Annotated in this window: 19 protein-coding genes and 1 pseudogene; 8 read left to right on the forward strand and 12 right to left on the reverse strand. The window is 51.9% G+C overall.

Features of this window, described 5'->3' with window-relative positions; genetic code table 11:
- Positions 1 to 17 precede the first annotated feature (17 nt).
- The 7 genes from ACZRMS_RS15030 to ACZRMS_RS15060 form a co-directional block, all read right to left on the reverse strand.
- Positions 18 to 782 carry a fimbrial biogenesis chaperone gene (locus ACZRMS_RS15030; RefSeq protein ID WP_463854176.1) on the reverse strand — a complete coding sequence of 255 codons (765 nt, stop codon included), beginning with the start codon at positions 780 to 782 and terminating at the stop codon, positions 18 to 20.
- On the reverse strand, positions 782 to 1,480 hold the full coding sequence (locus ACZRMS_RS15035) for a fimbrial biogenesis chaperone (protein WP_159259289.1): 699 nt from the start codon (positions 1,478 to 1,480) through the stop codon (positions 782 to 784). The genes ACZRMS_RS15030 and ACZRMS_RS15035 overlap by 1 nt, the downstream gene beginning before the upstream one ends.
- 59 nt (positions 1,481 to 1,539) lie before the next feature.
- Positions 1,540 to 2,112 (reverse strand): fimbrial protein, encoded by a 573-nt coding sequence (locus ACZRMS_RS15040; RefSeq protein WP_159259290.1) that lies wholly within the window; start codon positions 2,110 to 2,112, stop codon positions 1,540 to 1,542.
- A gap of 19 nt (positions 2,113 to 2,131) precedes the next feature.
- Positions 2,132 to 2,674, reverse strand: a complete 543-nt coding sequence (locus tag ACZRMS_RS15045) for a fimbrial protein (protein WP_463995879.1) — start codon at positions 2,672 to 2,674, stop codon at positions 2,132 to 2,134.
- On the reverse strand, positions 2,658 to 3,377 hold the full coding sequence (locus ACZRMS_RS15050) for a fimbrial biogenesis chaperone (RefSeq protein WP_463854178.1): 720 nt from the start codon (positions 3,375 to 3,377) through the stop codon (positions 2,658 to 2,660). The genes ACZRMS_RS15045 and ACZRMS_RS15050 overlap by 17 nt, the downstream gene beginning before the upstream one ends.
- A 66-nt stretch (positions 3,378 to 3,443) precedes the next feature.
- Complete coding sequence (locus ACZRMS_RS15055; RefSeq protein WP_159259291.1) at positions 3,444 to 3,956, reverse strand: fimbrial protein; 513 nt, start codon at positions 3,954 to 3,956, stop codon at positions 3,444 to 3,446.
- Positions 3,957 to 4,507: 551 nt separating this feature from the next.
- Positions 4,508 to 5,590, reverse strand: a complete 1,083-nt coding sequence (locus ACZRMS_RS15060) for a M14 family metallopeptidase (protein ID WP_159259292.1) — start codon at positions 5,588 to 5,590, stop codon at positions 4,508 to 4,510.
- 96 nt (positions 5,591 to 5,686) lie between these two features.
- On the opposite strand from ACZRMS_RS15060, the gene ACZRMS_RS15065 reads away from it, so the two are divergent.
- A complete protein-coding gene (locus tag ACZRMS_RS15065) occupies positions 5,687 to 6,043 on the forward strand; it encodes a hypothetical protein (RefSeq protein WP_463995880.1) in 357 nt (118 codons plus the stop codon).
- A 183-nt stretch (positions 6,044 to 6,226) separates the two neighbouring features.
- On the opposite strand, the gene ACZRMS_RS15070 is transcribed toward ACZRMS_RS15065, so the two are convergent.
- Genes ACZRMS_RS15070 through ACZRMS_RS15085 form a run of 4 tightly spaced genes read right to left on the reverse strand, consistent with a single transcriptional unit; the run spans position 6,227 to position 14,196 of the window.
- Positions 6,227 to 6,874, reverse strand: coding sequence for a response regulator (locus tag ACZRMS_RS15070; RefSeq protein WP_159259316.1), 648 nt, complete (start codon positions 6,872 to 6,874; stop codon positions 6,227 to 6,229).
- Between the two features lie 41 nt (positions 6,875 to 6,915).
- The gene (locus tag ACZRMS_RS15075) at positions 6,916 to 10,146 is read right to left on the reverse strand and encodes a hybrid sensor histidine kinase/response regulator (RefSeq protein WP_463995881.1); all 3,231 of its coding nucleotides are present in this window, start codon (positions 10,144 to 10,146) and stop codon (positions 6,916 to 6,918) included.
- Between the two features lie 53 nt (positions 10,147 to 10,199).
- On the reverse strand, positions 10,200 to 11,387 hold the full coding sequence (gene pvrR / locus ACZRMS_RS15080; RefSeq protein WP_159259317.1) for a response regulator cyclic di-GMP phosphodiesterase PvrR: 1,188 nt from the start codon (positions 11,385 to 11,387) through the stop codon (positions 10,200 to 10,202).
- Positions 11,374 to 14,196: an ATP-binding protein gene (locus ACZRMS_RS15085; RefSeq protein ID WP_463995882.1), complete on the reverse strand. Its 2,823-nt coding sequence runs from the start codon at positions 14,194 to 14,196 to the stop codon at positions 11,374 to 11,376. The genes pvrR and ACZRMS_RS15085 overlap by 14 nt, the downstream gene beginning before the upstream one ends.
- 361 nt (positions 14,197 to 14,557) lie before the next feature.
- On the opposite strand from ACZRMS_RS15085, the gene ACZRMS_RS15090 reads away from it, so the two are divergent.
- The 7 genes from ACZRMS_RS15090 (at position 14,558) to ACZRMS_RS15120 (ending at position 20,956) form a co-directional block, all read left to right on the forward strand.
- On the forward strand, positions 14,558 to 15,070 hold the full coding sequence (locus tag ACZRMS_RS15090; protein WP_159259318.1) for a CS1 type fimbrial major subunit: 513 nt from the start codon (positions 14,558 to 14,560) through the stop codon (positions 15,068 to 15,070).
- A gap of 202 nt (positions 15,071 to 15,272) precedes the next feature.
- Positions 15,273 to 17,405 carry a TcfC E-set like domain-containing protein gene (locus ACZRMS_RS15095; RefSeq protein WP_463995883.1) on the forward strand — a complete coding sequence of 711 codons (2,133 nt, stop codon included), beginning with the start codon at positions 15,273 to 15,275 and terminating at the stop codon, positions 17,403 to 17,405.
- A gap of 25 nt (positions 17,406 to 17,430) precedes the next feature.
- The gene (locus ACZRMS_RS15100) at positions 17,431 to 18,108 is read left to right on the forward strand and encodes a pilus assembly protein (protein WP_159259296.1); all 678 of its coding nucleotides are present in this window, start codon (positions 17,431 to 17,433) and stop codon (positions 18,106 to 18,108) included.
- Positions 18,105 to 19,193 carry a hypothetical protein gene (locus tag ACZRMS_RS15105; RefSeq protein ID WP_463995884.1) on the forward strand — a complete coding sequence of 363 codons (1,089 nt, stop codon included), beginning with the start codon at positions 18,105 to 18,107 and terminating at the stop codon, positions 19,191 to 19,193. Before ACZRMS_RS15100 ends, ACZRMS_RS15105 begins: the two co-directional genes overlap by 4 nt.
- 114 nt (positions 19,194 to 19,307) lie before the next feature.
- On the forward strand, positions 19,308 to 19,694 hold the full coding sequence (locus ACZRMS_RS15110) for a hypothetical protein (RefSeq protein ID WP_463995885.1): 387 nt from the start codon (positions 19,308 to 19,310) through the stop codon (positions 19,692 to 19,694).
- Between the two features lie 3 nt (positions 19,695 to 19,697).
- Positions 19,698 to 20,246 carry a hypothetical protein gene (locus ACZRMS_RS15115; protein ID WP_159259298.1) on the forward strand — a complete coding sequence of 183 codons (549 nt, stop codon included), beginning with the start codon at positions 19,698 to 19,700 and terminating at the stop codon, positions 20,244 to 20,246.
- Positions 20,247 to 20,311: 65 nt separating this feature from the next.
- The gene (locus tag ACZRMS_RS15120) at positions 20,312 to 20,956 is read left to right on the forward strand and encodes a hypothetical protein (protein ID WP_159259299.1); all 645 of its coding nucleotides are present in this window, start codon (positions 20,312 to 20,314) and stop codon (positions 20,954 to 20,956) included.
- Positions 20,957 to 21,261: 305 nt separating this feature from the next.
- Here the strand turns inward: ACZRMS_RS15120 and ACZRMS_RS15125 are convergent.
- A pseudogene (locus tag ACZRMS_RS15125) lies at positions 21,262 to 21,891 on the reverse strand (site-specific integrase); the annotation flags it as partial.
- Positions 21,892 to 22,213 lie beyond the last annotated feature (322 nt).

Below are 22,213 nucleotides of genomic sequence, written 5' to 3' on the forward strand. Positions count from 1 at the left end.
CAAGTGCGGATATGGAGTCAGAGGGGCTGACGTTGCATTGGGGTTGCTTCAGTGTTTTCATCCAGCAATTGCCACTGCACATCACCGTTGGCCGCTTTAGGCAGGCGATAATGTTGCTGCCCTTTTGGGGGTACCATGAGGCGGAGTTCTGCCGGTTCTACAGCGCTTCCCCCAACGGTCAAATGACTAAACGTAAGGTAGAACGGTGTGGGGTTATCCACGATCAGTCGGTCACCTTGACGACTAAAATGTAATTCATTAGCTGCTTGAGTAATCCCGCCTGCCGGTAAACCCGCTGGTCGATAGAACAACTTGAAATTATTCACCAGTGCAATAACCAGTTGATTACCCGTCTGCTCAGTTTTCGCTGGCATACTGGGGATGGCTTTAACCGAGACAGCAAATACGGATTCACGATCATTCGGTAAATCGTTGCGAGTCTGGCGAATAAGCAATGTCATCTTTTCCCCAGCATTAACCCGCTTCAAGGGGGGGGTGGCAATAAAAGGAATCGTGTTGGTGGGGTCATCCGCCCCCTGTACCTCGGCGGCGGCTTGCCCGCTACTCAAATCCAATGGTCGGATCCACGACTGCATCAGATAGGCATGTTCATTATTATTTGTGAGTGAAAGGGTGACTCCTTTCTTCGCGGACTCCGGATAAATAACTCGAGTCGCATGCAATGTGATCCCTGATTGAGGGGGGGGCGCTGCTGCTTTCAAGGGGGCTGCGTTCAATAGCATTGCCAGATAAAGGAACAGGCGCAAGAAACTCAGAGCCATCAGCCATCTCCTGTTTGTACCGCAGCCTGATGGGGCTGGCTGTTACCACCATAGTCGTTAATAACTGACCATTGCGCCTTGTGCACAACCCCATTCACCGGATAACTGATTTGTGCAAAAGGCGGAATCATAGACACCGAATCGCGCACGTTAACCGTTACACCGTCCAGAGAAAGATGGGCGAATGTCAGATAGTAGGGCGTCGGATTACGCACCTGTACCTGATGACTATGTTGAGTAAAGATTAATGCCTTTTCAGCCTGTGCAGGGGTCATCAACAACCCTGCGGGCCGGTAAAATAGCTTGATAATATTTTGCACGCCGACAGAGACCCGCGCCGACATTGAGTCAGCCTCTGATATGTCCGGTTTTTCGGAAGACGGCACCATAATAGCGGACAGGTAAAAGACGGATTCTCGGTCTTTGGCCAAACCCTGTATATCTTGACGTAAAATGCGCAACGTATTTTGGCTGTTCGCCTCTAAACGGAACAGTGGAGGCGTCACAATAAAAGGTACAGGCTCTTGTCCCCCTGGCGTGGCGGCAATAGCAGATTTCACCAGATAGGTTCTTTGTCCGTGATTCTTGATCGTTATACTTTGGGCTTTATCCGTCGACGTTAACACTACACGGGTACGGCTGAGACTAATCCCACCGTCTTGCTCTGCGGCCATTGCGCCTGGTACTAGCGCACTCATCAAGACACCACTCAGCACACTTTTAATAAAAAATCTGATTAAGTCAGTTGTCAATTTCATCACTCGTAGGCAAATTCAAAGATGATGGCCGCGTTGAGTTCTCCCGAGCGGGTTGTGGGGTTATTGCACTGGGTACCACATGATAAAGCCGCATTGAAAGCAATCGAGGTTCCGTTGCTGGGCAGACTTCCAGCAGCACCCGTTGTCGGGATAAATGCGCCATTGGATATCACCGTATTATTCAACGCTGTTGTTAGTAGAACACCGTAATTTACCGCCACTGATGTCGCGGGCAGCATGAACAGAAAGTCACCTGCTTCGGTATTTCCAGTGCCGGAAACTTTAAGGCCTGGTTTTTGTGCGGAGCTTAAAAGGCCCGAACAATTTGATAAGGAAACAACTAAAGATCGTGGATTCATCAGGCTGTCGCCCTGTTTAATCCCTTGCGAACTTATATTGCCAAAATCAATAGACGCAGGGGCGGAAACTTCACAGGTTGGTGATTCAAAAACTGCAGAAAAATTCACCTCGACGGCTTGAGTCGAAACACTCGTCACGGATAAACAGAGGCCCAATACGCAACCAAAAGGCAGCATGTACTGCTTTGTTTTTTGAGTTGACAGCGTTGACATTAATCACCCCAAAAAAATGTTAAGGATAAGCAAAGGTAAATGAAATTTTTCCGCTAATCGCTCCGGCACTGGGTATTGCCTCATCCTTGCCGCGAACTAATCCCACAGTAAATGGCTGGGTAGACATTCCATTATCCTGAGAGATGCTCACCGAGTCCCCTGGCGCAACAGTGCCGTTTGCTGTGTAGAAGCCGGGCAAGTCAGTCAATGTGCCCTGTTTCAACATAAACCCTACGCCTTTTGCTTCTGAACTAGCCGATCTGAATAATCGAGCATCTGCCAAACCGGCAGACTCGCCAGTTACATTTAAAACCGGTGCTATACCTGCAGTTCCTGCACAACTCAGCTCAACATTTAAGTGATGTAATTCTACAGTGGTCATGGCAGATGAAAATTCGGATGCCCTTTTGTTGTCAAATGTGAGATTGCCATTGGGTATTGTCACTTCGCATGAACCATCACTGATATTGGCCGTAATCTGAGTGGTCGCTGCGTACACGACAGCACTGCAGGACAGGTACAGTCCGGTCAGAGCGAAGCAATATTTAATTGATCGCGCCATCGAATCGCTCCATTGCGCCAAAATCATTGATTGCATTCCATACCACGTTGCCGCGCGCTGCATTGACTGAATAAACATGGCTGCCAAAGGGCGCAATCATGCTGCTGCCATTCATGACATCCAGTTTTACCGACGTCCCAGCAATGATAAGTTTGGAGATGGAAATGTAATAAGGGGTGGGGTTACTCACTTTGGTCCCCTTGCCATCGCTGGTAAATTGCAATTTACCCATGGCTTCTTTTTGCGTCATTCCTAGATTGCCAGGGCGGTAGAATAGTTTTACGGTATTTCCCGTAGCAATCTGCAGCGCGCCATCTAAAGAGGTAGAAGACTGCGCATTACCCACCTTGCTTGTAGGTATTGCCATTGAATTAAAATAAAACACTGACTCGCGATCGTTCGGGAGTGAACCAGAGGCCTTCAATATCCTGACTTTGTTAGTGGTGCCTGGCTCAATGCGGGCTAATGCCGGGGTCACGACAAATGGTGTGCCTACTGCCTTCCCTGAAATATCTGATGAAATATCGATTTTGATAAGATAAGGTTGGGCAGTAGAAGTGTTGTTAATATCGACACTCTTGCTGCTTTCATCCGCATTGAAGATAATACGCGATGCCCCCACACTGGTACTGGCCAAAGCGGGCTGTACATTGGCTAATGCCAAGACCATTGCCAGCCCAAAAAACCGATTGATACTGACCATCTTCATGTCCTTAAAACCATAATAAGAGAGGCGAATAATCACCTCTCCCATGCTCAACCAATAGGCTTAATTATTAACGTAAGAGATTTTGATGGGGGCGGTGTAAGGCCCAGGGATCACAGCACCTGTATTCATAACGGTCATGCCGACCTTGAATGTATAAGCCAAAGCACCTGTCTCATCGGCAGTCACTGGCATACTGGCGCCGTTGTACACTTGGGTCGTGCCATCGGTTTCTTTCAACATAAAACCCGCTGACTGATTCAGGTCGCTGACAAAGATGTTGTTATCAGAACCCGGGCTCAGCCCCGTCACCTGAAGGGCGCCAACCTCATCTTCAGTGCAGTTTGCCAACGTTACGGTTAACGGCTCTGAACCCACCTGTGCTTTCGCCGTGGTGAAACCAGTCTTGCTGAAAGAACCGATGTTCAAGGATGACGCACCCTCGTTGGCGGTTACTTCACACGTCGTATTAACGATAGTGCCTTTGAGCATCAAGTCAGCCTGTGTAGCGGCTTGAGCATGACTTGTCACGGCCAAGGCGAATGCAATCGGGGCGAATACGAAAAGCTTCTTCATAGGAATTCCTTAAGATTGTTTTGATTAAAGTTGAGTTGGATCAATAAATGTAATTGACGACAAACTTATAACTTGGCAACCCACAAAAATACAAAAAAAAATTGCTATGAATCGATTTTTTAAGATTATTCTGTCTTCAATCTGAACGCTTGCGTTATGCAATAGTTAATAATTTACCGTTTAAGCATTTTGAGAAAACTCTCAAAATGACTTGGGGATTTTCTGAAACTTGTATCTTGCACAAACTGAACAGTTGAGCTGCGATGCACAGATGTCCTAAGCCGTCGCCCAAGAAGCTTGCAAACGTAAGTTGATCCGTCGGGAGTGCGTCTTGATCGAGATCTATAAGGTCACGTCCTGGCAAGGGCTGATTGCTTTGATCGAGCCGCATTTTCCAAATGGCAAAGGAGGGGGGGGGGGGTGGACGCGCCCAGGGTGATGTCAGACTTACGTTGACGAGCGGGATATACAAGCCCGCTCGCGTCAACAGTGTGACGGCGGCGGGCATTTCGCTATAGATATTTTGAGTGCACCTCTGCTTCCTGAACAGGCTACGCTGTGGCTAGCCCAATACGGGTGAGTTCAGATACTGCCCGGGCCTGCTCCAGTATTTGCTGTTTCCATGGATCGGTATCTATATAGAAGGCATCGCGCAGTTGATGTTTGATCCGTAATCGTTGCGCTTCACCGGTATCAGGATGATTTTGCAGCCACTGATCAGCACTCAGTGCCTTTAGCACCAATGGCCCGGGCTTGGTGCCAAACTCCAGCGTCAAACCGTTGTACTGCGCGTGTGGGCATTCTTGCATCACGCCCAGATCCAGGGTGCCATCCAGCACGGCGGATGATGAAGTGCCATCTACACTGGTGGTTACTTGCGCGCCCCACCAGCTTCGCGCCCGCGCAATATCCTCGGGGTCAGTACGCCCTTTATAGATGCGCTCACCAACGCCGTACGGGCCGAGGCCCGTGTGCACATCGATCCAGCCGATGCGTCGACAATGCTGGCCCAGGCGGCGAATGATCTGGCGAACCTGCAGATTGCTCCAGGCTGGTTGCGTGCCGGAAAAAAACAGGCCGTCGGGATTGCTGTGTTGACCGCTGGTGATAGCGGTTTGCAAGGTTTTAACCCCGTGACGCAAGGCATATCCGGCCAGACCGAGGGTACTGAGCAAGGTGGGCGGTTGCCGCTGTGGCATAAGTAACGAGGCGATGGAGCGGTATTGCGGGTTGTCGGGCAACGGCTGGTCGAAGTCAATAAAATTGCGGTTGATATCGATATTCTCTTCATTGACCCTGCGCAGCCAAGAGAAGCCATAGGGGTTGATCGCATGCAGATAAAGCACCGCCAGGTCATGACGGCGGCAGTGCTCCATCCACTCGCTGTTGCGCAGATGATCAATCTGTACGGCTGAGCCGCAGAAACCTTCCACACCATGGACGCCGCTGCTTAGTACCAGCAGGTTAGTGGCTGTTTGGGAGCCGAGAAGTGCCACATCAAGGGCCAGCTCCTCGCCATCCTTACCTGCTAACGGGTGAATGTAGGACTCAACCTCCAAGCCTGCATTTGCGCAGGCCTGGAGGAATTTTTGCCGGGCTTCAGCGTAGCTTTGTGAGAAACAGGATAAGTCCATCAAGCAATCCTTATTGATAGCAGTGATAAGTACGATACACACTAAACACAGTGGCCATCAGATTGGCAATGTGGAACAGGCGTTAACCCGTTAAAGATGCTAGCCACGGCTGCTGATGCTGTGTATCTCATTGCGCATTTCCTTCTTATCACCAAACAACTGCATATATTGGCGGCCTGTGTTGCTGCAGTTTTTTCATCTCATACGCTGGCTGAAGTCAAGATTTCCTATGGAGCACCTGAGGGTTTTAGTACTGTTGAGATGGACAATGCCGCGAGTCATGTCGCTACGTTTCATGGCAAGACATTACCAGGCTTTATCAGTTATTCGATATCTAAAAACGCACGGGTACTTAATGCTCAGCAGTACACTGAAAACGGCATTGGCTCAGAAGACAGTCCGGGTGCCAAGTGGTCCACAAGGGAGAACAGCTGTCTCCCTCGGGTCGAATAGTCAAGCATAATATATCAGTGTAATTAGCTCTGTTTTTGAAACGAGGCAGCCTAAGAGGAGCAGGGAGTATCGAGTGTGCGCAATTGGAATGTACTGATGGTCTGTTCACGTTGCATGACGCACGCGGCAACTGACGTGTAAGTCGCTAAATTTTCATGCGTTAAAAATCACATCCTGAATATTCTATTTAAAAAAATTGGACGTGAGGCAATAGGTGATCAAATCCTGGTCGCTGGTTACCTCCAACTTGCGCATGGCCGCAATCTTCTGGCCGCTGACGGTTTTAATGCTTCTGTTTTGTCCTCTGGCGATCTCGCTGACACTTTGCCCTGAGACAAAAAGACGGAGTATTTCGTGCTCTTTGGGTGACAAAGTCTCGAAGCGCGCTTTCAGCGTGAGCAGGTTCTCAGTTAACGATTCAGGTATGGATTCGGAACTTTGGTATTCCATGCCCTGGACAATAGCGTTGAGAGCGACTTCGATTTCGTTGTGCAGATGCCTTTTTTGAATTACCCCGACCACACCCAGTTCCTGCAAGTGAGTGATGATCAAAGGGCTGGAAATCATGGTCAACACCAGAATGCGCACAGAAGGGTAGCGACGCCTAAGATACTTCACCAGTTTCAGACCGTCCCCATACAGTGAATCTGCCGGCATGCTGAAGTCCGTGACGATAAGGTCCACTGTCTGTTGCTCCATCAGCTGTACCAACTCATCAGAGCCAACTGCCTGGCCAACAACACGAAAGCGCTCGTCGCGTTCAATCAATTCAAGCAGGCCCAGCAGTACAATGGGATGGTCATCGGCGATAACAACATTTAGTTTGTGCATGGCACGGTAACCGTGGGGTTTTTCGAGTGGATAGATCGGCTTCATAGATCAATAGCCTCCTGTTTTTTTAGCAATGTGCCGATTTGGTCCAGCCAGAGGCTTACATTCAGTGTCAATTGAGATGTAACGCCATATTTACCGAGTAAGCGTTCAAGTTCTGTACAGGTATCCGCCAGGGTGTAAGCTTGTACTGAACTCAAAGCTCCTCCCATGCTGTGCAATTGATATGCCAGGGTGGTGGGATTGCCAGTGTCTAGCGCAACTCGAGTCAGCTGGACATCTTCGTTCATCGTGTTGAAAAATAGCTCGCGCATACGGGGTGAGAGCTGGATCTGATCCATACCGTTTGTGGGAACAGAGGGCTGTTCAGACACCAAGGCAGGTTCAATCAGTACGCTCGTGCAGTACCTCAGTAGATGGGTGTGCAGTGCCTGGATGCTCAAGGGTTTGACCATCCAGGCATTCATGCCAGCGGTGATACAGCGTTTGCCTTCTTCGCGCATGGCATTGGCGGTAATTCCGATAATGGGCAGTGCCTTATCCTGTGTTCGCAGGGCTCGGGCCAGGTCATAGCCATTTAGCACCGGCATGTTGACGTCAGTCAGTATCAGGTCGAACAGGCCAGGCATCCACACTGCCAGAGCCTGATCACCATTGCCGGCCACCACCACGGAACACCCCAGGGCTTGCAGTTGTTCTTTGATGATTTCTCGATTGATCGGGTTATCTTCTGCAACCAGCACTCGCAGTTTAAGCTGTTGGTTTTGTCCCGGCGGTGACGTACCGGTGGGCAAACTGACACCGTTTTGCACAAAGCTCACAGCCCAGGCAATCGAACGAATGGAGTTGGCGTCTACCGCCCAGCCATCCGCGACTGGCTCGGGCGGGTTGCGTCCAGCTGGCGTGGCAATAATGCGCGGGCCGGGCCAGTCGTGATGATTGTCCGATGCCAGCATGTCTACCAGCAGTGCCGAGCGGTCAACTGTATGAGCATCGTTGTTCAGCAGGCGAGTGTGTACACCCAGTCGACTGAGCCATGCACAAATATGTTGTGCCAGCTCTGGGGCCGGCGCTCGCACATAAACGGGTTTGGCCTGAAATTTGAACTCAGGGCAATCGACCAGTTCTCCAGGCTCGCGTTGCAACTTCAGTTGCAAGGAAAAACTGCTGCCCAAACCGGGTTCACTTATGACGTCAAGTGTGCCCCCCATCATCTCGCACAGGCGTTGACAGATCGATAGCCCCAAGCCTGCGCCTCCTTCACTGAAGGTGTTGCGCACCTGATAAAAGGGTTCGAACAACTGCACCTGTTGCTCATGGGTGATACCAATTCCAGAGTCACTGACCTGCCATTGCAGGCTGCTGAATTCATCGTTTTGCTCCAGCACCCGAACCCGCAGTACCACCTGGCCGCTATCGGTGAACTTGATGGCATTGCTTAATAAATTGTTGAGAATCTGGCGGATACGCACCGGATCACCGCGCACCCGGTCAGGCAATGTGCAATCAATACAGGCATAGAGTTGCAAGCCCTTGCTCTGGGCAAAGGCACTGTATGTGCTCATGGTGTCTTCGGTGATATCCAGGGGGCAGAAATCCTGGGCGTCGAGAGTCATTTGCCCGGCTTCGATCTTGGATACATCCAGTACATCGCTGATTAACTGGAACAAGGTCGACGATGAGCGCTGGATGGTGTGCAGATACTCCTGCTGCCGCGGTTGCAGTGCGGTCAGTTCAAGGAGTTCCAACGTGCCCAATACGCCATACAGGGGGGTGCGGATTTCATGACTCATGGTGGCCAGAAAATGACTTTTGGCTTTATTGGCGGAGTCTGCAACCTGGCGCGCTTCTTCAAGAATGGCCGCATCTTCAATATGGCGGGTTACATCATGGAAGGCACAGAGCCAGGCATCCTCGCCATGGTAACGGGTCAACACAAAGCCCACTTGCAGATGGCGACCGTCAACGTGCAGTTTGGTTTTGCCTTGAGCCAAGAGGTCATAATGTTGCTTGAGGGCGGCAACAAGGGCTGTCGTGCCGCGCGATTGCTGGGCGAGATGATTCTCGAGCAAGACCTTGAGATCGCTACCGCGCACCACACACAAACCGGCAGGTGCACTTTCAATTACGGCCTGACTGAAGGCATCTCGCTCGGCAATATCGTCATGGGCCTGGCGCGCAGGGATAATGACCCGGTTTTTGTACCACCGACTGAATGCCAGCCCACCAATCAGGCCGACCAGCAGCAGTGCGGCCAGAGCGAGCAAAGCCCACAAGGCATAATCCAGAAAGGTTTTAACACTGATGATATAGATGCCGGTCCAGGGCTTGGTGTCATTACTGCTGATCTGAAACACCAACCCGTCGCTGTTCAGGTTCAGCCCGTCATGCAGGTCTGAGTCCGGTTTGAGTGTGCCGATCACAGCCTTTGCGGTGGGCGCGATCAGGATGAAATGGTCATATACCGAGCGCTGCATGAGGCGCTCGGGATTGTTGATCTGGGCAAGATTGAGCAGCGAAGAGACCACCACCCTTGGGCTGGCACCAGAGATGTGCAGCTGTGTAGAGGGCAGGTCAATATCGATGTAGCTCAGGATGCTTGGGTAGCTACCAGCGCCGGGCATGGCGTTATATCGCAGCCAGTGCACTTGGTTGTCTTCTGCTGGCACCGTATTGCCGGGCCGGGCCTCAAGAATTTGCTGAATGACAGAGGCTGACTCTCCCAGCCGGGTATGGGCTGCACCGCGCAAACGGCCGTGGGCCGGGACGCTGAGCTCAAAGTTGTCCGGAACGTTAAACACGAAAATCTGCGGTGACTGATAGTGTGAAGCGGACCAATACGCACTGTAGTAGTTGGCCAGATGCGCGCCCAGTTCGGTAATTTTGGTGTGCTGCAGGGCCGGGATAATGGCCGGATTGATCTTGACGCTGAAAGGCAGGGAAAACGAATACTCGCGCCCAATATAGACATGATTGCCCTCATCAGGCGCGGCGTCATGCACTTGCAAGGGGGCATGCAGCGACTCAAGCAGCCTGCCCTTGGTACTTTCCCGAGACACGGTATTGAGGAAGGCTTCGTGTTCACGAATGTTCTCCATCAGCCGGGCAAAGTGAACGCCCACACTGTCGCGCTGCTCTTTAATGACGCGTTGAACGCCCCAGTAACTGATGCCTGCCAGTAGCAACGCGAGGGCGAACAGTACGCCAAGACCTTTATTCAGGTGCAGGGAGCTAATGGTCAGCTTATCAAGGAGGGCGTTACGCGGATTCATCAGGCATGCCCCATGCAAAGCGGTTCGTACAATAGAGTTACCCCTCAAAAGTCTTAATATGCACTTGCCGGGCCATCACGCGTTAACAACTGCTGAAACAAGTCGCTGGAAACCGCGTGAGAGATCAAAAAACCCTGGACCTGAGTGCAGTCGATCTTGCGCAAAAGGGCAAGTTCTTGGGCGGTTTCTACACCTTCCGCCACAACGGTCAGGCCCAGTTGTCGTCCAAGCCCGACAATGCTGGTCAAGGCCTGAGCCAGTTCTTCATTTTCGTTGCAGCCGCGTACCAGCGCCCGATCGATCTTGAGCTCGGTAAAAGGAGTAGAGACCAGGTTGATATAGGAGCTGTAACCTTTGCCAAAATCATCCTGGGACAATCCGAAACCCTTGATCCGCAACCGGCAGGCGCCCGCATAAAAGTTGCTGATCTGTAGCGTTGTTGAACACTCCATCAACTCAAAGAAAATGTTCCCCGGCACTCCGTTGTGGTTCAGGACGAATTCGTGAATACGATCGGGAAGGTCATCACTGTTGAGCAAGTGCGTAGGCAGGTTGATCGATACAGGTATGTCATAACCTTGTCTGGCCCATTGAGCCTGGGCCTTCATTCCTTGCTCAAGCATCAACCATAACAGACGCTCTTCCAGATTGGAGGCCCCGAGCGAAGCTAGAAACACCCCGGGGAGCAGCACGCCGTGTACGGGATGTATCCAGCGTACCAGCGCCTCGGCAGCAACGATGCGACCATTGGCCAAGGCCTTTTTTGGCTGAAACCAGGCTTGTAGCTCTGCATTGTCCAGTGCATAGAGCAGTGACTGACGGTCAATATCGGTCAGAGGCGCTGGCGGTGTGGATTCTCGCAAATCTATGAGTTGGTCGATTAGGTTACGCAGGGCGCGGGCCCGTACCGGCTTGGAAATCAGCCCGATTACGTTGACCTCCAGATTGCGTGCTACCAGGCTTGCGGCCATCAGCATACGCCGTGAAGACGAGCTCATAATCGCCAGCGCGGGCCGTGTGCGCAGGGTTGCCAGCTTCTGGATAAACTGCACGCCGTCCATGCCGGGCATCAGCAGATCGGTGAGTACCAGATCGTAGTTGCGCCGTTGCAGGTAGGCGAGAGCTTGTACCCCGTCTTGTGCGCAGTCCAGATGAAAATCCCCCAGTTCATTGAACAGGTTCTGTAGGTACATGAGCTGGAAGGGGTGATCCTCAACAATCAAAATGCTACATGGCTTCATGGGTAGCTCTTTCGTAGGGCACAAGGCATTTAAACAGGGCCTGCAAGCTGAAAGGTTTGACCAGGCAGTGACTCATTCCAGCCGCAAGGCAGAGCTCTTCTTCTCCGAGCATGGCGTTGGCGGTCGCGCCGATGATTGGCGCCACGCAGCCATGGCTGCGTAGCAGGCGTGTCAGTTCATAACCGTTGAGTTTGGGCATGTTGACGTCGGTAAGCAGCAGGTCGAAACTGCCTTGGTGCCAGATTGAAAGTGCCTCTTCGCCATTTGAGGCCAGCTCTACGGTGCAGCCGAGCTCTTCCAGCTGATCGCTGAGGATCAACTGGTTAATGGCGTTGTCTTCAGCTACCAGAATGTTCAGGTTGAGTTTTCGCAGCTCTTTATGTTTGTGATACAGGCTGGGTGTGAGCACCTGTACGCCCTGCGCTGCGCTGACAGCCTGATGGATAGCCTTTAGATTATTGAGGTTGACCTGCCAGGTGCCATCAATGATCTGTGGTTCGTGATTACCGTCGCCAGCGGCCAAGACCACAGGACCGGCCCAGTCCGGCTTCAGCTGTTGTTCAAGAGACCCCGGGTGTAACTCAAGCAAGATAGCCGGTGTTGAACCGTCATGTGGCCGGGAGTGTCCGATCTGGGGCCGTGCGCCCCATTTACGCAGCCAGCCGCTGATCGTTTCAGCCAGTTCGCGCACGGGTGAAAGCACATGAATAGTTTCGGGTAACAGACTGGTCAGGGTCGATGGTAACGCGCTAGCTCTTGGTACTTCCAACGGCAGGCTGAGGGAAAAACTGCTGCCCAGGCCCACTTCGCTCACCATGCGGATGCTGCCATTCATTAACTGACTCAAGCGTAGGCAGATCGGTAAGCCAAGGCCGGTGCCAACGACCTCGTGGGTACTGCCCCCAGTCTGATAGAAAGGCTCAAAAATAAAGGGTTGCGCGGCTTGGGGAATGCCTTTGCCCGTATCTGAAATTTGCCACATAAGATTCGCTCTCTCGCCTTCACGACTCTGAAGGCTCAGGCGCAGTACCACTCGGCCGGAATCGGTAAATTTCACGGCGTTGCTCAACAGGTTGTTGAGAATTTGTCGAATGCGGGCAACATCGCCCATGACCTGGTCCGGCAACCTGGAGTCATAGCAGGCATAGAGGTTGAGCCCTTTGCGCTGAGCGGCGGCGGCATAGCCCTGAATCACTTCCTGAGCCAGGTCCACGACAGAGAACTCACTCAGTTCAAGCGCCAGTTGCCCGGCTTCGATCTTCGATACATCCAGCACGTCACAAATGAGTTGTAGCAACGTGGCGGAGGAGCCTTCGATAGCGTGCAGATAATCCTTTTGCCGTGGATCCAGTTGCGTGCGCCCAAGTAGCTCCAGCGTACCCAGAACACCGTGCAGCGGCGTACGGATTTCATGACTCATGGTGGCCAGGAACAGGGTTTTGGCCTCGTTGGCGGCCTCGGCCATTTCTCGTGCCTGTTGCAGTGCATTTTCAATCTGGGTGCGCGCACTGATGTCACTGAAGGCGCACAGCAGGACGTCTTCGCTTTTATAGCGGGTCGACGTGCAGCTTAGATACAAGTGCCGGCCATCGCAGGTCTCAAAATAGTCGGTAAGCTCAGGTTCGGCACGCTCGAAAGCCCGCTGGATCCAGATAGAACTCAAGGTTTCGCGTTCACCGCCCTGGCCGAGCCACTGCTGGGACAGGGTGTTTTCCAGAACCACCAGGCCATCGACACGCCTTATCACACAGAGTGCGACAGGTGCCGTCTGAATCACGTCCCGGCTGAACAGTTCACTTTCGACCAGGGCTTGTATTCGGTGAATCGTCGGGGTAATAAAGCGCTGCTCCAGACGTCGGATCAACAACCACACCAGAGACAGGCTGAGCAGACAAAACAACAGTGTGCCAAGCAACTGTGGCCACAACGCCTGTATGACTGAACGCAAGTCGATGGAGTAAACCAACTGCCAGTCGGACGACTTGAGTTGCTTGCGGATGACCACATGATCCGGCCACCATCCGCTGCCGACCAGACCAAAAAAGTTCTGCTCTTGTAAGGGCAACAGCCTTTCACCCAGCGCAGGCATCAAGTTATTGGTGAACAGCAGCGTGCCCTGAGAATTGAGCATCATAAATTCCCCTGCGCTCTGATCGCTCAGGGCCGCAGAGACTTCGCTGGCGTCCATTTCCAGTCCCAGCCAACCGGATTGGCGGTCGCGCTCATCCAGACGAATAAAAATATACAGCCGGGCATGGGGGCTGTCTTGCTCGGTCAACCACAGCTCATTCAGTTCCGGGCTGTCATCGCGCTTCAACGCATCCAGCTGGCGCAAAATCGTTTCGGAAAACGCACTCACCGCAGGTGTCGCGTTATACAAACGGGATACTTTGGCATTGTCGCCCGTGCTGACGTACACCAGGTTGACCTGCTTGGCTTTCAGATAATCACGCAAGCGTTCAGTCAACCAGAGGCTCCATTGCTGTTTGGCAGAAGGCCCCAGGAGCAAGTGGATCTCCTCTGCGGAGACTGACACAGCCTCATCTTCCGGCTGGCGGGTGGCTGAAAGGCTGATGCTTTCCAGCAACGACTGCCGCGTAGTGAAAAAAGTATGGGCTTCGGCAATGGCACTGCTCATATAACCGCGGCGTTGGGATATCTCGGTATTGAAAGTGAAGAGTAGAAAGTTATAGGCCCCTGCCAGCAGTCCTGATAACAGGATAATGGCTAATATCCATAATAAGCGTCTGGCCGAATGGGGGGAGGAAAGCAGGGGGGTGATGGAGTGCAAGTACGCTTTGAGTTTCATTCGGATATTTTATGTCGGGTACAGGCTGCTGGATATGAGACGAATCTCAAATCCAGGCAGTGATTAGTTTGCGCCACCACCGTGCGAATATTAGAAGTGTGTTAATACTTTTTTTCAGTAAGCGATATACGCTAGGGGTGCTGCGCGAGCGCTCTGTAGTTAGGTTTGCGTAACGGCTCTTAAATAACAAAAATCCCTCTATTTTTGCTGAATGGACGCTGAATGAGATTCGTCTTATTGTGCAAAGTTGGCACTGATGCCATTCTTTTGGCAGGCAGTAGGAACTGCCTGTTAATCAACTCTAGCCAACACGCTTACTGCTTAAGGCATGGCGTATTTGGTCACTATATTGGAAAGTAAGATGAACTTTAAAGTTGCTTTGATTGCCCTTGGTCTTGCTGGCGCACTGGTAGGCACCGTTCAGGCTGCAGACAACACTGTTTCCAAGAAAATCACCCTGACTGCACAAATTAACGATGCGCTGTTCGTTTCCAAGCCAGACGGTTCGACCTGGTACGGCACTGAAGAGCTGGTTGCAAACGACCACACTCAAGCTTCGTTCTCTAAAACACTGCCTGTGCGTGTTTGGAGCACCGCTGACGACTTTAACGTCACCTTGGCCCAGCCATTGAAAATGTCCAACGGTGCTTACGAAATGACCAACGCTGCTGTAAGCGTTGATGAAAAAGCCCTGGCTTTCGGTACTGCACTGACCATCGAACAAACCGTTGCCGGTGTTGGCGGTTATGACCAAGTGCATGAACTGGCAATCAATGTTGATGCGCCGACCAAGTCTGAAAGTGGCCCAAGCACTAACGGCAGCTACAGCGGTGACCTGGTCATGCTGTTTGAGCCAACTCCAGTAACACAGTAACACCGGCATAAATATTCATTTAATGCCCAGAGCCCCGAAAGGGGCTCTTCTTTTCCCGTGACGGAAGATCAGGATGTTTTTGCATAAGATCCCATTTCAACTGCATATATTGGCGGCCTGTATTGCTACAGTTTTTTCATCTCATACGCTGGCTGAAGTCAAGATTTCCTATGGAACACCTGAGGGTTTTAGTGCGGTTGATATGGATAACACTGCGAGTTATGTCGCGACCTATAACGGTAAGACATTGCCGGGTTTTATCAGTTATTCCCTAGCGACCAACGGACTCGTCTTCGACGAGAAACAGTATGCTGAGAACGGTATTGATTCCGACGATAGACGCATTATCGAACACGTCCTGTCAAAGATTGACTATAAACAATGCAAGGACGGTTGTGATCTGCGCGTGGCAGACCATTATGTCACGCTGGACAAGACACGCCGCACACTAAATATTCGTTCATCGCGCGAAGATTTTCTCGCGCCTGAAACCACCTGGGGGCTGATCAATAATCAGTCTCTGGATATACGGGGTTCGTCCGAAAGTTATAAGGCCTTTAACTTGAACGGCAACACCTGGTTTGGCTTGCCGGGCCGTAGTTTCGGTTATATGAACTGGTACGCTAACCGCAGCGAAAACCGTGGTCAAAGTAGCCGCGATCAAGGTATATCGTCCTATTATCTGCAAAAGAACTTTGCTGACACCTATGTACGCGCCGGTAAGCAAAACAGTATCGATTATGGTTCGGGTTCGGTCAGCACTGTGCTGTCACCCAGTTTTGACCAGTTTATTACCTTGGGTAGCCAGGGCTATATGCGCAGTAACCAGGACGTAGGCTCGCTGGTGCTGTTCTCTACGGCCGAAGGCAACTATGAGTTTTACCGTAATGGTCGCTTGATTCTTAAACGTCCGGCTATTTTGGGGCGTAACGAAATCAGCTTTATGGACCTGCCGGGCGGCTACTACCCGATAGAGATTCGTCTGGTCGATCGCAATGGTAACCTGGTCAATCAAGAAACACAGGACATCAACAACCTGAATTTCGGCGGCGCGGGCGCCAATTCCTGGCGCGTCACGGCAGGGCAGGATATGGACGAGGGCGGGCAACTGCTGGAGGCCGCCGTCAGCCGTAATATGAGTCAGTTTTATTTAAACGCAGCGGCCGTTTCCGGTGAAAATTCTGATTGGGCCTCTGAAGTCAACGTTACCCGACCTTCCTCTTTTGGCACGCTCAGTGTCGACCCTACAGTGGGTGTCTTGAGCGGCGAGAATGGTACGGGGGGCTATTTCAACTTGAATATGAACGACCCGGTATTGGGCAACCTGATGCTCAGCCGGTATCAGAACACCGATGTCTCGCGTTTTTATTACGGTACACCCAGCTCCAGCCTTTCTTACAGTAAAAACGTAGCGGGAGTCACCCTTGGCTACAACTACCGGGATTATGGCCGCGGGGAAACCCAGCAGGTTGAAGTGCGCTGGAACTATAAGCCTAACGGCTTATGGTCAACCTTTGCCGCTGGCGTGCAAAAAGGCAACTCCATGCCGGGCGAGAGTGATTACACCGTTTACCTGAACATGACCTGGATGCTCGACAAGTCGCAAGCCAGTGTGCGTGCGGCGCAGTACGGCGGCAAAACCCAGCTGAGTGGCGATTATCGCAAGGACTATGACGACAGCTTTGGTACCACCACCGCCGGCGTCACGGTGAACCGCATAGACAGCACCAATAGTTTCAACGCTTACGGCAGCCGCTCCGGCACCCGTGGCGATGCGTCCCTTAACGTGGGGCACAGTGATGCGGCGAGTAACGTCGACTTCAACTACCGCGGCATGTTTGCCGCCAATGAAGAGGGCATTGCCCTGGGGCGTTACAGCAACGGTGGCAGCGCCATGCTCTTGCAAACCCCAGCGCTGGGTGAAACGCCTTACGGCTTCAGTGTCGAAGGTCAGCCTGTTGCGGGCGGTGGCACCTATGCCGTGCCACTGGGTCAATACACCGATGTGCCCTTTGCTCGGGTTGCCAGTGACAGCGAGAACATGGACATGAACATTGAAGTGCCAGCGAACATTGTCCGGGCGCATCCGGGCCAGGTGTACAACGCCAAGGCCAAGGTCGATATCAATATGGTGTACAGCGGCATTCTGGTGAATGCCAATGGTCAGCCTGTTGGCGGCACGATTCAGGAGACCGGTGATATGGCTTACGCCAATGGCCTGTTCTCGATCAGTAGCAAAGCGATACTGCCGCATATTTCGGTCGACGGGGCGGGGCGCCGTTACACCTGTGATTTGTCCAAACCGGTGAAACCTAGCCATTACCTGTGCCAGTAAGCGCAGAACCTGACAGGAAGCTTTTATGAAGTTACGTACGATGTTGCTGAGCCTGATGTGGCTTGGCTCGAGCCTGGCCCAGGCCGAAGGCGAGTTGATGGTCATGCCGGCCACCCTCAAGGTTTACAACAATCACGAGCACTCGGTGAACGTAAAAAACCTCGGTGATGCGCCGTTGTATTTGTCCATCAGCTTGCAAAAAGTGATGAACCCAGGTGAGTCGCCGGAGATAAAACAGCCGCTCAGCGCACTTACACACCCTGGAATGCTTGCCAACCCTGACAAGCTCACCTTGGGGCCAGGGCAGAGCCGCGCGATCAGCCTCAAGTCGCTGGTCGAGCCTGAAGTCGAAACCTTGTACCGTTTGTATATCGTTCCAGTTCGGTCGATGCAGGTAGAAGAAGCACCTGAGGACAAAATTACCGCGCCAATGTCGGTCTCGATCGGTTATGGCGTATTAGTTCGCCATATGCCGCCCCCTGCTAAACAGCAAACTGGTTGGACACATCGCTGCATAGACGGTGGTGTGACGCTGGAGAATACGGGCAATGTAAGTTTGCAATTATCGGAACTTGAGAGGGCAGGCGTCAAACAGACAAAGTCCAAAGTTGCCTTATTTCCGGGAACGCCCCAACACTTTACCACCTCGCCGCTCAAGTTTGTTATAGACAATAAAATGCAGACGCTGGAGTGTTCCAAATGAAACGCCGTATGGGATGCGCTTTTAGTCATCTAAAAAAGGTGCAAGACAGGACTCGCAGTGCGCGATCCCTGTCGTGTATGGTCAGTCTTTTTGTGGTTGTTAATGCGCTGGCGCCTGATGAGGCATCAGCGGCTCAGTTCAGTCAAAGATTAACCAATGGCTTTACCAACTGCACTTATTCACGAGGTCCGAGCTATACGACTTTCACAGTGACCATGAATTTATTGTCGACTGGCTGGTATGTTGGGATACCGTACAATTTTTATTCATGGGGAATGGACCTCAGTGTTTATGATTCAGAAGGTTATCTCTCGCGGCCACTTCCTAAACCTGGACAGCCTGGACCAGCCACCAGCGTTAGCATGAATGGCGCTCAATCGATGGGCACGTATAATACCCCGGGTTACTTACTTAATTATTATACACATGGTGTTGCTAATTGGGGTGATCCTTGGTTTGTCGGCCCTGCCACTATAGAAGTTCAATTTGCGAATTATCAAATTGACCACTGGCCTGCTATCGCTCTGCGGGCGTCATTCGTTTATTCGGGCAATTCTGGTGATGGATGGGGTAACTATGTATGGGACTCGTCCGGCTACGTGTATATTGCGGCTGGTAGCAAAGGCTGTCAGACATTGGCAAGTCCAGATTATCCACCGCCAGCTGTTAGCCCTCTGGTGACCATGACAGCACCGGATTGGGACTTGGGCGAGTTACCCAGAGGTGAAGAAACGGTATTGACACTGCCTGCGACCAAGGATCAGCTGTGTTTCAGTTACGAAGGTTCAAGGCCTATTGCCAATCAGAAGTATTTGATTAATGCGACAAATGCCAATGGCTTGTCGGCCGACGGTAGTTATTTGCTAAAGAGTTTGGAGGATAGTTTGCGGACGGTTCCTTACACACTGACACTTGCCAATAGCACTGACTCCGTATTGTTACCCAATACGCAAAATCGTCTGTTTTCGTTGGATAAAGGAGGTAGAACATGCTTTACGCCCACGTTTAAGGCATACCCAGACAAGGCGGCTAAAGGCGGCGCTTACAGCGATATATTGACGTTTACTGTAGTTGCTAAAACTTAAATGGACAGGTTGATAAGTTATAGTGCAAGCCTGATGTTGGGCTGGCTATTGATGTCCCCGATTCATGCTATGGCCGCGGGTGTATTGAAACTCTCAGCTACGGAGTTGCGGTTAGTGCCCGATCAGCGTCAAGGCACGCTCTACGCTTTGAACACTGGGGACTCGCCCCTCTACCTGGACGTGGAGCAAGTGCTGGTACTCAACCCCGCTGAGAAGTCGGAGCAGTTGCTGGATATCAGTCAGGTGCCCAACCCCGGCTTGTTGGTGACACCCACCCGACTGGTGTTGGCACCCGGGCAAAAATACCGGATGAACATCAAAACCCTGGTTACACCCGTTAGCAATCAGGTATGGCGCGTGACCTTCAGGCCCAGAGAAAACGTGATCGTCCAAGCACAAGGGCCAGAGGGCGTCTCCGCCCCCCTGTCGGTCAGCGTCGGATACGGCGTGGTTATTTACCAGTACACGGTAACTCCCCAGATTAATCCTCAACAGGAGTAGCACATGAACAAAGTAGCATTGGCCTGCCTGCTGACGACCCTGGGCGCATTGCCAGCCGGGGCAGTTGCAACGGATATCATTTTGCAAGGCAAAACCAGCAGCACGATTACTGCCACAGTCAGTACCAACAACAACTTGCTGGTGACCAGCGACACGGGTGGCTGGTTCGACCAAGGGCTACAAATGTTGCAGCCGGGCGGGTGGGATTCGCCCTATGAGGTGCAAGCCCGTTTGAAAATTGTCGCAACCGACAGGAATTTTCAGGTGCGCCTGGATGAGCCCTTGGTGATAACCAACGCCAGTAATGCAGCGCAAGTTTTCCAGCAACCCAAAGTGGAGCTGAGTGCAGAAGGCCAAGGGCCCAAAACCCTGGCCGTCGCCACGCCCACTGCCTTCGAAAACCCTGTGCAGAATATCGCAGGTGAGGATTCTATCGGCTATTACGCTCTCAACGTCTCGGCCTATCCTCCGGCGGGTACGTTCAAGGACACCAGCGGCACCTACACGGGTGTGTTGTCGTTGACCTTTGAGCCGGTGATTTCAAATCCTTGATATTCGCCTGTTGCACTCAAGCCTGCCGCAGCGCTAAGGGCAGGCTTCAGTTTTTCGAGAAACCTATGAAACCATTTATCAACAACCTTGTTTTCATCCTATGCGGGCTTGCTTTGGCCTCGCCAGCCTCGGCTCTGATCAACGTTACGCCGTCGGTGACTGATGTTTGGGATAAACCAGTCAGTCTGGACATTTCCAACGACGGCGATCGACCAGAGTTTGTCTCGATTACTCTGTCGCGCTTGCTTAACCCTGGAGTCGAATTTGCCGATGAGCGAATGGAGGCCATCGTCCAGGTGACTCAGCCGAAGCTCTACGCCACGCCCTTCAAACTGATGCTGGCCCCTGGGCAGAGCAAAAAAATCACCATCAAGCCTCTGCTCCCGGTTGCTGAGGAACAGGTCTACCGCATCGATATAAAACCGGTGGTCAACCTGATCGACCCCAAGCTGAGCAGCGTGGCGGGCAATGTGGTGGTTAACCTTGCCTATAGCTCGCTGGTTCGGCATATACCTCAAAACGAAACTTCGACGTTAACGGTTAAATGTGAAGTGGATGGCGTGCGTTTTTTCGCGTCGGGCACTACGCGTTTCGTTGTAAAAGATGCGACAAGGGACGGTAGACCCATTGAGCCCTTCAACGTGTATCCCAGTGTACCGTTATTAGTGAAAGGCGCGAAAATCAAAGTCCCTCAGCACGCTGGGTGTTAGGTTCTGTACTAAAACCAACGAAACACAGATTTCTGTAAAGTTCATTACCATTACAGACAGGAGACCAAGAGGCGAAGAGGTATGAACTCCCTGACATAGCCTGTGATCTGATTGCTGATATTTTTGTTCAAGCCCGACGCACGAGGCGTCCTCGAATTGATGATCGCTGATGCTCAGCGCTAGAACTGGCTCCGCTGCGGAATTGTCGTGCCTGAAGAGAGGTCTGCTTGCCTACACCTAGAGTCCAACTCACGACGATAAAACGCAAGATGTGTTCATCGCCCGCTTACGCATATCGTGCCAACTCAACCGCGATCCCGCATGCCGATACGTTTCACAGAGTGCGCCCGCTCTTGGTCATGAGAGTGATAGTAGGTGTTCTGAGTGGTGCTGAGATTGCTGTGACGTAGATCTTCCTGAAGGTCTTTTGGATTGCGCAAAGGGGCATCAAAGGTGGCAGAGGTGTGCCGTAGCCAATGAGCAGAAGCGCAACGCAGGCTTTCTAACTCATGGACGGCTCGACCCTCGTTGCGCATATTCTCCGTGGCCTTATCAAAAACGGCTTGGAGGAGGGCGCGGATCTGTCGATCTGACAAACCCGCACGGCCATTGAGTGTTTTGATGAGAGGTGTACTTTCATCTTTAGCAGGCAACTCAGGTAATCCCAGGAAACGCCGATAGCGCTTAAGGTATCGCCGCACGTATACATCCCGCACAGCAATTTTTGCCGCCTTGTTGCCTTTACCAACAGTGTGGTACCACCAGTTCCCCTCTGCATCTAAACGGAAATCGCCCATCGTCGGTTTCCAGTTCTTTCTACCTGCGAGATCGGACACGCGAAGGTACATGGCAAAGAGGGTGGCTAGAATAAACAAAGTACGTTCGTGCCGCAGTGGCTCTTCATCCGCCATGTTTTCAGCGGTATCTAACACATACATGAGCGCCCGAATATGGCCCTCGGAGGTATTACCCCTAAACAGAAGTTGGCCCTGGTGGCCTGACCTCTATTTCTGGTGAGTATTAGAAATGGGGGGATTACCCTCCTAATTTCGCGACGGGCTCAGTCAGCCTCAATCACGATTAGTTTTAAATTTGGAGAGTGGCAAGGCTATGGAAGCCTTTGGAAAGTCAGGAAATACATGATTTAACATAATATACATTATGCGAACCTTCGTATTGGGGTGTCAGGGTCAGTGGAGGTCAGATTTCAAGCTAGGCACTGCCGTTTTCATCGCCCTAAAGGTTCGTACTCTGCAA

The sequence above is a fragment of the Pseudomonas sp. B424 genome, from assembly GCF_055408345.1.